Here is a 13,005-nt window from a genome sequence, read left to right on the forward strand (position 1 = left end):
GATCACGGCGCTGGGCTGGCCCTGCCGTCCTTGCGCCACACGGATGATCGAGCGCAAATCGCAGACCATGTTCTCAAAGCAGCCTGCCTGAAGCCAGCGCTGGGTCTGCTGGTACACCAGTTCCCACGGAGGAAAGTTGTTGGGCATCATTCTCCATGGCGCACCAGCACGTACGATCCAGCGCAACGCGTTAAACATTTCTCGCAGTTCGTACTTGCGCTGCGGTGCTGCTTCATCCATCAGCGTCAGATACGGCGCCGCGAAGCTCCACTCTTCGTCGGACACGTCTGTCGGGTAGATGCCAGGGCTCGCTCGCCGCCTCGCCATTTTTTGTGGTCGCAGCATCATGTCGATAGCTTGCGCCGCGAGTCCGATTAGCACACAGGGCCGCGCCGTGCGTCAACGGGCGTGCTACCAGCATAAGATGCTAGAGCGTCACAAGTTCCGGAGATCCTATGTCCCGAGTCGACTGGCCGAGCTATTTCATGCAAATGATCACCATAGCCGGCCCGCTGGAAGTACGCTGTACCTAAGGCGCGCCCTGGCGGGTGACTTGAGTCAAGTCGGCGGCCCACGAAATTCCATACCACGTCGTGCTAAAGGGCCGGGCCAGTATCGAGGATCTGGAAGCAGGAACCACCAGGGAACTGGTGGGCGGAGACATCGTGCTGTTGACTCGCGGGTCAGCGCACGTGCATGGCAGCGGGCATGCATCCGGTCCCACCTACAACCGCCAAGGCTCGGTCGGATGGACGCTCAGCCAGAACGATGGCGATGGCGAGCATCTGGACATGTTATGCGGCCAATTTTTCATCGAACCGCCCCATGACCGGCTGATTCGCGATTACCTCCCGACGAATCTGGTGGTACAGGCGGCCGGCCAGGCTGAACAGGGGCCCGCATCTGCGTCGAACCACCTGGCCAGTCTCGTAGCACTGATGCGCGAGGAGTCCGCCAGCGACAAACCGTGCGGGCTCGCCATCCTCAACGCCCTTTCTTCAGCATTGTTCACACTCTCGCTGCGCGCGGCGAGTGAATCGGAGCAGGCCCCCGCAGGTCTGCTCGCGCTTGCTGGTCATCCATGACTGGCCCCCGCCATTTCCGCCATGTTTACCAATCCAGCGCGGCCGCGGAACCTGTCTGGCGAGAGCAGGCCAGGAACAGCGCCTGCCTTGAGCGTCGCACAACTCAAAATCAGGCACCAGGTGACTCCACGATACTCGCTTCGCAAGCCCGATCACCGTGCATCAAGGCTGGCACCTAAAGCCTTTCGGACTAAGCTAATACCAATCGATTTTTCGACTGCACTTCTTCCGGTACCGCGAAGTGAATCGCCTTTCTTGTCGCTTCCGGAAATTCGCTTAGCGGTGAATTTTCTATACGCACGTATAGTCGCGTCAACACGCCGGGACGTCTCGTACATGGGTAAACTTGTCCCCCGAAAAGTCAGCCGCAAAAAGCTACGTTACGTCGATGTGCGGGTCCCGATTCATTCTGTCAGGTTCCGCGTAAGATCAATCTATAATCAAATCGAACGCAAGTGAACAATCTAAACGAACTTCTCCGCTATCCAATCGTTCGAGGCTTCTCCGGTTTAATGCCTCGTTCACTTATTGGGGCCGCCTTCTTGATGGTGCTCTCATTCGCCGCACCGAGGCTCGCTCGTGCGGATCAGTTTGGAGTACAGGTCGCCGGCGGCATCGCAAACAGTCATGACGTGCACGAGAGTAAGGTAGATCTCGGAGGCGTGTGGGATCCACAATGGTCGTGGTGGGCGATCGGTGGCTGGCACTTCACCGCAGTGTTTGAAGGGCATGTTGCTTACTGGCACTCGAGCACGGCCGATGTGCATGACAACGTTTTTGAATTTGGCGTGACGCCGGTCCTCCGTTTCATCAAAAGTAGTGGAGCGACTCGCCCTTTTGTTGAGGCTGGAATCGGCGTCAGATTGCTTTCACATCCCTCAATTTCCAGCCACTACACGATGTCGAGCGCTTTTCAGTTCGCCGACATGGTCGGCGTCGGAGCAAGCTTTGGCGGCCGCCAACAGTATGTGGCCGGCTTTCGCTTCCAGCATCTATCTAATGCGAGCATTAAAGAACCAAATCCTGGCATCGACTTCGAGCAGCTGTACGTTCAATACAATTTCTGACGACTTCGGTTGGAGGTCCGGTTGCTTCAAGGCGGATGTTTGCGAGACTGTCGAATGTAAAGTACCGTATATACCGATGAGCCAAGATCCTCTCTTCCTTTGAACCCGACTGGTTGCGATAATCTTTCGGAGCGCACGTGCTCGACGAAGTGAACACACGTACCCGAAGGACTAGAATCTTGGCGACGCGAGCTGCACCCTCCGTCTCTCAGCTTGACCTGAACAGCCTGATGACTCTCCCGAAAGTTCAAGTGATCAAGCTTTCAGAGTGCCTTGTTAGCCCCGCTTTCAAACTCATTATCAACGGTTCTACCGCGCCGGGCCTTCATGACACTCTCTCTCGCGCAGGTAAACTTCACTTAACGAACAGACCGTCCGTGGATTTGAAGCCCACACGCTGATTATCGTTTCGCCGAGGTGCCCGTTGGAACTCGAAGTGCCCGCTTCCAATGACTCGACCGCGCTCGCTACCAGCGTCTTCGCGGAGAGCGAAGCGCACGTGACGCGCCACGTCTGGCCGCCCATCTCGCAGCTATAAGCGCATAGATCCTGTCAGGGAAATTTCCGCCGTTATGATGGTCTAACATGCGACGCCGTCCACACCTGATCTGAAAACGAAGATAGCGGCGGATTCAATGTGTTCTAACATAGCCCACCCGCGGCCTATTGGCCCTCTGGCGCGTAAGAACGTAGTTCAAGACAAAGGATTGTTCCCCCGGCGGAGCCCGACTTTACCCACACACGCCCCCCTTGAGCTTCTATGATTGACCGGCAAACAGATAAGCCCATCCCCATATCGTCGGGCCGCGCCGTCGGAAGTGGTTCAAAAATGCGCTCGAAGTCTTCATTGTTCAGTGAGACACCATTATCTTCCACTGTAACGCGCACGAATTCTTCGCTGACTCGCTCAGACGAGATTAACAATTTTTTTGTCCGGCCAGACATCGAGGCCATTGCCCTCATAGCGCGAAACACCATATTGAGCATGACTTGCTGGACCCGCGCCTTGTCAGCGCATACCGCGGTACCGCGCACTTGCAAGTTGGTCGATAGTACGGCACCGTGCAGCTGCACGTCATGCTTTGCCAATGCCAGCACCTCCCCAATTGCGGCATCAAGATCAATTTTCGACATCTTGACTGACGGGGTCCGGGCAATCGCTTTTAGCCTGGCAGCGATTTCACCCGCCTTGACCGCCGCTTCGATCAACCCATATGCTGCGTCGCGTACCTCCAGCAAGTCGGGCTCTGCCCGGTCAAGCCAACGACGCATCGTCCCAGCATAGTTAGCGATTACACCCAATGGCTGACTGATCTCATGTACCACTGAGCCAGCCAACTCTCCGATCGCAGACGAGCGTAATGCACTTGCCAGCGCTGCCTGAGTCGCATACAGCGTGTTCTTCGCGTGTACTCGTTCCGTGACATCAGAAAGCGTCCCGAGAAAACCGGATTTCCCATTTCGGCTCACGATGGGTCGGCCAGCGACTTCAACGATACATTCAGTGTCCTTCGTCCGTAGCACCCTTGTTTCGATCCGAAAGGGAACAAGGCCTGACATCGCATGTTGTAATTCTTCAGCCACACGACGTCGATCGTCAGGATGAGTTAGCGCGATAACAGCGTCATAGGAGAGTCGTGAACCGTATCGCTTTACCCCGAGTATCCGCGCGCATTCTTCAGATCCGAAGAATTCGTCTCTCCTTACGTTCCAACGCCAAGTTCCAACCAGGGCAATCCGTTGGTCGTCTATGGCAGTAGCCAGTCTTTTTGGTGAAATTCGGTCGGCATCGAAACGCGCTCTCGCCTGATGAAAAACGCCCAAAAATGCCTTGTGCCTTTCGGTTGCCCGGCACGAAAACCTGATATCAGAGTGCTTAGTCTGATCGATGTTCGGCACGCACGCCGACGGAATCGTAGCTACCTTCACGTTCTTCGCACTCTTCCATGCTACACTGTGCCATTGGTTTTCGTAACGAACCCGCAAATCGTTGATGCAACCATCTGCCAATTGCTGATGAGAACGGCCAATTAACTGGCAGGGCTGCTTGCTAATGTCCTTAATCTGCCCCGCGTCATCATACAGAATGAGACCGTCGGTCGCGTCTCCAACAAAAACCCGCAAGTACTCCGGCGAAGTCGCAATATCTTTGCGGGGAGCTTTCTGATCTTTCAGACCGTTCGCACGATAGCGCGCTGTAGAACAAATAGTTTCCAGATGTTGTTCGACGATGTCGCGGAATTGAGAAATAAGCCGTTCGCAAACGACGTTATATCCATTTTCTCGACTGTCCAGAACACAAATGGTGCCGAACGGTTTTCGATCCGGCCAGAATATCGGTAACCCCAGATACGAAATCATGCGAAGCTTCACGTCTGGGTTGTCGCACCACTCCGGATCTAGGAGAGCATTATTCACCAGCAGGCGTGCTTGCGTATTGAGAACTCTTTCACAATACAGGCCAGAGTTCCAGATTAACTCACTATGACCCGGCGTATACGGATTTCCAGACGTATTGCTCGAAACTAACACTTCAATGCAGTCACCTCGTAAGCGCATTATTAACGCTGCAGGCACCTGAATGATGTCCGCCAGAACGTCGACGATGGATTGCCACCTATCGAGCGTCTCCGGCGGAATAATCGATTCACTTTCGACCATAAGGATTGCGCGCACTCGCGCGCCGTCAGAATTGGAGTTGCGCAAGCGAAGGTCATGTAAATCGCAGACGACTGCTTTTCACGACCTAAAATATTGTTCTTTACTTGCATTATTATCGACTTCAGTCATGCCCGACAGTCTCGCGTCAATGAAGCCATTGGCGCATTGCACTGACTCCGCCTTTCCATGTACATACAAATTCTTCTGTTTTTAGGGTTAGGGACAGGTCATGCGTCAGTCTCGTTCTATGGTACAGAGGTGACGCCAGTTTTGGGGAGGTATTCCGACTTCTATTGGTATCGTTAAACATACAAAGGTATATGAGCAAGACTGAGATCGGGAGTGAATGCACTTTATCCGCGTCAAGCCTCGAGCTCTACGGCGCGCAAGCTCGAACGAGGGCTCAAGTTACCGCACTGCGCGCTTTTTAGTAGCCTGCTGTTTTCGCCAAGCACTACGACAACTTCCACGTGTTCCAATCGCAGGTTCGATGTAATATAGCCGTCCCCATGCGCTGACCGAAAATAAATTCGAAAAAGTGAGTCTTGCCGATAGGTCTCGTCACTGTGTGAGAGGGGCATCTCGCGGAATTGCTTCCAGATGTTCGTGACCTATGGATGTCCGGCTCACGTCTTACTGCGTAATATCTGGCCAAGTCGGCGAAGCTTGTATCGGCAGCCTGCTACGCAGAATCCGCGGTTTCGAAGATCGAAACGTCGCCTGCGACCTGAATGCAACAGTAGCTCAGAACGAATCCAGCTTCGACGAGATCAAAACGACGGCCGCACCACAGATAGTGAATAGCGGCCCAACTCCACTCCAGTTATCCGATGCGGTGGGACCACAGTCGGTTTAGAACCTGATGTCGCCGTCTGGGTGCGATCGTCGGAACCGGAATATCCATACGTCATCTTTTCCTGAGTTAGTTGAGCCCTGACATCGTCGTTGACCGTTTGCGGTGTCGATTGCGCGAACGAAGGCGCAGTCGACAGTGCGATAGCGGCTGCGACGACAAACTGAAAGATTTTCATAATTTTCCTCCGGGAAGTGTCCTGTGCCTGATGTCTCGGGTTTCCAACGGAAGTTAGTGTAGAGCGACCTGTTCGTGAAATTGAGCACTACTGGAACAATTCATTGTTGTCGGTTTGTGCACCCGTAAACCATTTAGATATGAGCCGATACGCGATCACAAGGATCCCCTGTCGGCCCGTCTCAACGAACGACTTGTGAAACTCTCCGGACTTCTATCGCCTCTGTTACCGCGTAACGAGGAACGGCCATCGAGTCACACCTACAAAAAATTGTCTTTCTCAATAATCGCGAGCAACACTGCCCGGCACGAGCCGTTGAAGCAACACACGACGACCCCCAAACAAGATCGGCATTCCTTTCTGCGGCGACAGGAAACGATCCGTTGCCGCAGCGAGAAAACGCAAGCTATTGCGACAAACGCTCAGTGCCGATAGATGGCTGCCTTTCATCGGCCCGCAGTTTAAGCCTCATGCGCAGCTTAAGCCTCATGCGCGGTTTGGCGCATAGCCCGCAGTAGCGTCCGGCGCTATCGGCTTATCACCCGAGTGTTCCAACCACCCCCCGCCGAGAGCGTGATATAGGTCAACGATGCTGGTCCATCGCGCGAGTCGTGTGACTACCAACTGTTGCTCGGACGAGTAGAGATCGTTTTGTGCTGCGAGCACCGACAGATAACTATTGGCGCCGTTTCGATATCGTGCGTAAGCTAGATCAAAGCGGCGCCGCTGTGCGTCCTGATTGCGCCGAAGGGTCGCGATCTCATTGTCGTACGTCCCACGCGCAGCAAGACCGTCCGTGACCTCACGGAATGCTGACTGGACCGTTTTCTCATAGTTCGCAATCTGTATCTCTTTGAGAACGTTTGCTCGGTCCAGGTTCGCGATGTTCGCGCCACCCTCGAAAATCGGCAAGGCCACCTGCGGAGCGAAGCTCCAAGCCGCTGATCCGGCTTTGAAAAGGTCCTCCAATGTCGGACTTGCCGTGCCGAAAGCTCCCGTGAGAGAAATTCTGGGGAAGAATGCGGCCCGCGCCGCTCCAATGTTCGCGTTAGCCGCAATCAGTTGCTCTTCGGCCGCCATGATGTCGGGGCGACGCGAAAGTAAATCCGACGGCAACCCCGCGGGAACATCCGCGAGCAGATCCTGGGCGTCGAGTGACAACCCAAGCGGCAGATCGTCCGGCAACGGTTCACCAATTAGAAGCACGAGCGCGTTCTCGGCTTGGGCCCGAGCACGGGCTTGCGCCTGGAGATTCGCCCGTGCATGGTCTACGACACTCTGCGCCTCCCTCAGGTTAAGTTCAGAGCCAACCCCAGTGTCGAACTGAAGCTTCGTTAACTCGTAGGATGCTTGCGCCGTCGATAGCGTATTTTTCGTGACAGTCAGGAGGTCATCGTACGCAAGCAACGTTAGATATTCGTCGGCAACTTGAGCCACAAGCGCAATATGGACTGACTTTCTCGCCTGTGCCGTTGCGAGATATTGCGCAAGGGCTGCACCGCTCAAACTCCGAATGCGTCCCCAGAAATCGATCTCCCAAGACGTATTTAAGCCAACGGTATAATCCCTGGAAACGGTTTGTCCAAAAACTGCCAGATCCTTTGGCGCGTGTCGTACGTTCGCCCCCGCCGAGGCATCAATTACGGGAAATGAAGCAGCCCGCGTTATGCGGTACCGCTCGCGATCGGCGTCCACGTTGAGAACAGCCACGCGCAAATCGCGATTATTGCTGAGAGCGATTTCGACAAGTTTTTGCAGTCTCGGATCGGCAAAGAATTCGCGCCATCCAATATCGACCGCAGCGCGCTCCTTCGCACTTCGATCTCCACTGCTGTGATCTGGCCGCGTCGCATACACTCCACCCGTGGGATATAGGTTTGAGGTTGGCGCGGTAGGACGTTGATACGCTGGAGTCATTGTGCAGCCTGCCGCCATAAGCGTTCCCGCTACGATGGTTAGGGCAAGGGGTCTCATTGAGGTTCTCATTGATTTGGTCGTCACTATGGGTGGGCGCTTACTGCTCATGCTCCTCTATGGTGCGCATGGCCTCATCGACACCACCACCCTTACGACCGAACATCGTTCGCACCTTCACGTAGAACATCGGAATCAGGAAGACCGCCAGGAACGTCGCCGTCAGCATCCCGCCGATCACGCCTGTCCCGATCGCATGCTGACTAGCGGATCCGGCGCCATTACTAACGGCAAGCGGAAAGACGCCAAAGATGAACGCGAGGGACGTCATGATGATAGGGCGCAGCCTCAGGCGCGCCGCCTCAAGCGCCGCATCGACCGGACTCATCCCCTGCTTATCCTGCAGTTCGCGCGCGAATTCGACAATGAGAATCGCATTCTTTGCTGACAGCCCCACCGTCGTCAAAAGACCGACCTGGAAGAACACGTCATTCTCAAGACCTCGGAGTGTGGTGGCCAGCAGCGCGCCGATCACGCCGACCGGCACGACCATAATCACGGAGAACGGAATCGACCAACTCTCGTATAATGCCGCGAGACAAAGGAACACAACAAGAATCGAGGTGCCGTAGATGATCGGAGCTTTCGAGCCAGATTGAACTTCCTGGAACGACAATCCAGTCCACGAATGACCGATACCTGCCGGCAGTTTCCTCGCGAGCGCCTCCATTTCCGCCGTAGCCTGCCCGGTGCTTTTTCCAGGCGCAGCCTGGCCCAAGATCTCGACAGACGACACACCGTTGTAGCGTTCAAGCTTCGGAGAGCCGTACGCCCACCCGCTGTCAGCAAAAGTGCTGAATGGCACCATCGTCCCGGCGTCGTTACGTACATACCACCGACTCAGGTCTTCTGGCGTCCTTCTGAACGGCGCGTCTGCCTGCACATAAACCCGCTTGATCCGACCGTCAGCGTCGAGAAAATTGTTCACGTATTGCGAGGCCCACGCGATAGACAAGGATTGGTCGATCACAGACGGCGACACGCCAAGCGCTTGTGCTTTCTCCCGATCGATATCGACTCGATACGTGGACGTGTCGTTTAGGCCGTTAGGGCGTACTAGCGAAAGTACTGGATCCTCGGAAGCCATACGTAACAGTTCGTTTCTGGCATCCATCAGAGCCTGGTGTCCGACGCCGGCGTTATCCGTCAATTCAAAGTCAAAGCCAGACGCCGTACCCAATTCACGGATCGCAGGCGGGTTAAATGGAATGACCTTTGCGTCCTTGTATTTCGCGAAGTGTGCGGCCACGCGCTGGATCAACACATGAACGCTCTGATCTGCGCGCCGGCGCTGTTCAAAGTCTTTCAGCTTCACGAACGCAAGACCCGCATTTTGAGCCCGGCCGGCAAAGCTGAACCCATTCATCGTAAACACCGAATCTACGACGTCCTTCTCGCTCGTCAGCAAGTAGTCGTTGATGTCCGAAAGCGTCCGTCCCGTTATTTCTTTCGTCGAACCAGGCGGCGTTTGCACGATGACGAACATGTACCCCTGGTCCTCGTCTGGAAGGAACGACTTGGGCAACTGTATAAAGAGTGCAGCAACACCAGCGATAACCGCCAGGTAGATCAGTAACCAGCGCCCAGAGCGTCGGATGACGTGATGCACACCGCCTTGGTACTTGACGCGACTAAGATCGAACATCCGGTTGAACCATCCGAAGAATCCTCTCTTTTCGATCTTATGACCCCGTGGAATCGGTTTTAAGATCGTCGCGCAAAGTGCCGGGGTCAAAATCAGCGCGACGAGCACCGACAAAACCATTGCCGATACAATAGTCACAGAAAACTCTCGATAGATCGCGCCGACAGATCCACCCGAGAGTGCAACCGGAACAAACACAGCCGACAGGACCAGTGCGACACCAATCAGCGCGCCCGTAATCTGTCCCATCGCCTTGCGAGTCGCCTCCCGTGGTGATAGCCCCTCTTCCATCATCACGCGTTCTACGTTCTCGACGACCACGATCGCATCGTCGACAAGCAGGCCGATCGCGAGCACAAGTCCAAACATCGACAGCACGTTGATCGAAAAACCCAGCACGTTCGCGATGCCAAGTGTGCCGAGTAAAACAACGGGTACGGCAATTGTCGGGATCAACGTTGCACGCAAATTCTGCATGAACAGGTACATCACCAGGAAAACAAGCACTATCCCTTCGAGCAGTGTCTTGACGACTTCCTCGATAGATTTATGCACGAACGGTGAGCTGTCGTACGGATAATGGACCGCCAGCCCGTGCGGAAACGAGGCCGAAAGTTCCGTTACCTTCGCTTGAATTGCGCTGACCGTCTGCAGTGCATTAGCACCCGGCGCAAGCTGAATTCCGAAGCCGGCGGCTGGCTGCCCCTTGAACTTCGTATCAAAACTGTACGTCTCCGCGCCCAGCTCGATTCTAGCCACGTCTTTCAGACGTACCTGAGAGCCATCCTGATTAACCCTCAACTGGATGTTGCCGAATTGTTCTGGTGTTCGGAGAAGAGTGGCTGCGGTAATGGTGGCCTGCATTACAGTGTTCGTTACTGCTGGCGTGCCCCCAATCTGCCCGGCCGCAACCTGCACGTTTTGATTCGATATCGCATGCGTAACGTCCAATGGCGTCAGCGAATAGTTGGTCAGCCTGGACGGATCGAGCCAGATCCGCATCGCGTACTGCGAGCCCAGCAAACGTGTCTGGCCCACCCCGTTGATGCGGCTAATGGGATCAAGAACATGCGACGCAACATAATCCGTTAAGTCGACGTAAGACATGCTCCCATCATCTGATGTGAACGCGATCCATAACAGATAGCTGCTAGTTGATTTCGTGACCTGCAAGCCCAACTGCTGCACGGCCTGAGGTAGAAGCGGTGTCGCAAGTGATAACTTGTTCTGCACCTGGACCTGTGCGATGTCCGGGTTTGTGCCGGGCGCGAACGTAATCGTAATCGTCGAGCCGCCCGAGTCATCGCTGCTCGACGACATGTACAGCAGGTGATCGAGACCGCTCATTTGCTGCTCGACGACCTGGGTCACCGTACTTTCGACGGTTTGCGCGGAAGCGCCGGGGTAATTTGCCGTGATCTGGATCGCAGGCGGCGCGATTTGCGGATACTGCGCGACTGGAAGCTCGACGATGGACGCTACACCTGCAAGCATCAGGATAATCGCAATCACCCACGCGAAAATCGGGCGATCGATAAAGAACTTGGACAATTAACGCTACTCCTACTCAAACGCCGGAGGCTGCAGATTGTGAGGCGGGCGCACCTGGTGAAGGGCTGCGTCGGGAGGCAGGTTCCGCGGAAGGCCTGATTACTGTCGTCGCATCGGTCGCCGGAACAGCCTTCACGGTCATGCCTGGACGCACTTTTCCAGTACCCTGCACGATCACTCGATCACCGGGCTGCAAGCCGCTGTCGACGACCCAGTCAGCGCCGTACGTGCCGGCCGTGACAACTGAGCGCGCAACCACCTTGTTATCGGGTCCAACTACCAGTGCATTCGCGCGCCCCTTCTGGTCATGCGTAACACCAACCTGTGGTACAAGAAACGCATGTTCGTCGATACCTTTCTCTACACGCGCCTGGACGAACATGCCAGGCAGCAGGATGCGATCCGGATTCGGAAACACCGCCCGCAACATTACCGAACCTGTAGATTGGTCTACGGTCACGTCAGAGAATTGCAAAACGCCCTTGTGCGAATATTCACGACCGTCTTCAAGAATCAACGTGACTTTGGACGCGTTGGGACCATATATCTTTAGACGCCCTTCCTGAATCTCGCGACGAAGCTTGAGTCCCTCGAGGCTGGCTTGTGAGACATCGACATATACGCGATCGATCTCCTGAATGGTATCCATTAAAGTTGCCTGACTCGCCTGAACATATGCGCCTGGCGTAACCTGCGATACACCAGTGCGACCTGTCACGGGTGAGATTACGTCGGTGTAGCGAAGATCGATTTGTGCCGTTTCCACTTCGGCCTTTGCTGCAGCAACATCGGCGGCAGCTGCTCTCTCCGCGGAGACGGCATTCTCGTAATCCTGTTCGCTAATCGCACTCGCCGCGACCAGCACTTTGTCCCGCTTTGCCAAGGCAGTCGCGGTAATAAGACTAGCTTCGGCCTTGGCAAGAGCGGCCTTTGCGGCATCTACCTTGGCGATGTAGGGAGCGGGATCGATCTTGTAAAGGCATTGACCTGCCCTTACCTCACTTCCCTCAATAAAGTCGCGGCTAAGTACAATCCCGTCTGCTCGCGCACGCACCTGTGCCACCAGATACGCGCTAGTGCGTCCCGGCAGCTCGGTGAAGATGGGTACTGGCTGTGGATTGACTGTCACGAAGCCAATCTCCGGTAGTTGGGGGCTTGGCGCGGATTCCTTTTTTCCGCACGCTGACAATGCAATGACAGAAGCCGCAATCGCGGTTAATAAGTGAAAAGGATTTCTAGTACGCATATGAAACATCTCGTCAGAACGGTCGTATCCTGGTTAGCGCGACCACACAAGAGCATCTCAAACCCGCTCAAATCGATCGTTTTCATGGGAGCAAAGTTGGTAATGGCGCGAACGAACAGACGAATCGCGCGATGCGGTTTTCAGGAAAGCTTTTCGATGGAGCGAATGGAACGCGTTTTTTATCTTCGCCCCGAAGACCGCCGTCCGAGCAACGGACTCAGCGTCCGTTCGCGTACCCAAGCCGCTATCGTGATCGGGAAGTCGTTTTTGGACCGCTGGAAGCGCGAGTAATGCGTCAAGCAAATTCCGGAACGCCCATCGTACTTCGTACCGGAAATGTTCTAAAAAAACCAATCCGTGCACGTCGCCTCTCGCACCGTGTTACCCAGACGCCGCACCAATGAGCTTTTCGACATCCAAACCATCCGTGGTAGACATCGAACCTTCCTATTGATCCGGCAATAAAATATTGAAACTTTGAGCGCAACACATGGTCGGAAGTGTTATGGAAAAAATCGACTCCCGAACCTTGCCGATGGCGGCACTGAATGAACGCCGTCGCCGCGCGGTGAAGATGCGCATCGAAGGCGTAGCGTTGAAAGAGGTGGCGCTGCGTTGCGAGATGTCGCCCACGACGGTGATTGCGGCCTGCAAGGCGTACGAGGCGGGCGGCTGGCGTGCCGTGGATGTCGGGCCTCGCGGTCGTCCGTCGGGTACCGGACGCAGCCTGAGCGCAGATCAGGAG

8 protein-coding genes and 1 pseudogene are annotated in these 13,005 nt (G+C 55.2%); 3 read left to right on the forward strand and 6 right to left on the reverse strand.

Annotation, left to right across the window (positions count from 1 at the left end):
- Nucleotides 1–327, reverse strand: a 327-nt coding sequence (locus GCT13_RS44760) for a transposase (protein ID WP_152768113.1), incomplete at its 3' end; no start/stop codon positions are given.
- 128 nt (nucleotides 328–455) lie between these two features.
- Between GCT13_RS44760 and GCT13_RS44765 the strand changes: the two are divergent.
- Together GCT13_RS44765 and GCT13_RS44770 are read left to right on the forward strand one after the other, a co-directional pair.
- Nucleotides 456–1,082, forward strand: a pseudogene (locus GCT13_RS44765) (cupin domain-containing protein); the annotation flags it as partial.
- A 548-nt stretch (nucleotides 1,083–1,630) separates the two neighbouring features.
- Nucleotides 1,631–2,152, forward strand: coding sequence for an acyloxyacyl hydrolase (locus GCT13_RS44770; protein WP_227747349.1), 522 nt, complete (start codon nucleotides 1,631–1,633; stop codon nucleotides 2,150–2,152).
- Nucleotides 2,153–2,815: 663 nt separating this feature from the next.
- On the opposite strand, the gene GCT13_RS44775 is transcribed toward GCT13_RS44770, so the two are convergent.
- The 5 genes from GCT13_RS44775 to GCT13_RS44795 form a co-directional block, all read right to left on the reverse strand.
- Entirely contained in the window at nucleotides 2,816–4,858 is a 2,043-nt protein-coding gene (locus GCT13_RS44775) for an ATP-binding protein (protein WP_152768114.1), read from the reverse strand.
- Between the two features lie 725 nt (nucleotides 4,859–5,583).
- Complete coding sequence (locus tag GCT13_RS44780; protein WP_152768115.1) at nucleotides 5,584–5,844, reverse strand: hypothetical protein; 261 nt, start codon at nucleotides 5,842–5,844, stop codon at nucleotides 5,584–5,586.
- A gap of 486 nt (nucleotides 5,845–6,330) precedes the next feature.
- Complete coding sequence (locus tag GCT13_RS44785) at nucleotides 6,331–7,818, reverse strand: efflux transporter outer membrane subunit (RefSeq protein ID WP_152768116.1); 1,488 nt, start codon at nucleotides 7,816–7,818, stop codon at nucleotides 6,331–6,333.
- A gap of 40 nt (nucleotides 7,819–7,858) precedes the next feature.
- A complete protein-coding gene (locus GCT13_RS44790; RefSeq protein ID WP_152768117.1) occupies nucleotides 7,859–11,014 on the reverse strand; it encodes an efflux RND transporter permease subunit in 3,156 nt (1,051 codons plus the stop codon).
- A gap of 16 nt (nucleotides 11,015–11,030) precedes the next feature.
- Nucleotides 11,031–12,260, reverse strand: coding sequence for an efflux RND transporter periplasmic adaptor subunit (locus tag GCT13_RS44795; RefSeq protein WP_152768118.1), 1,230 nt, complete (start codon nucleotides 12,258–12,260; stop codon nucleotides 11,031–11,033).
- 505 nt (nucleotides 12,261–12,765) lie between these two features.
- Here GCT13_RS44795 and GCT13_RS44800 point away from each other — a divergent pair.
- On the forward strand, nucleotides 12,766–13,005 hold a 240-nt coding region (locus GCT13_RS44800), incomplete at its 3' end, for a helix-turn-helix domain-containing protein (protein ID WP_193727853.1).

The organism is Paraburkholderia franconis (assembly GCF_009362735.1).
Classification (GTDB): domain Bacteria; phylum Pseudomonadota; class Gammaproteobacteria; order Burkholderiales; family Burkholderiaceae; genus Paraburkholderia; species Paraburkholderia franconis.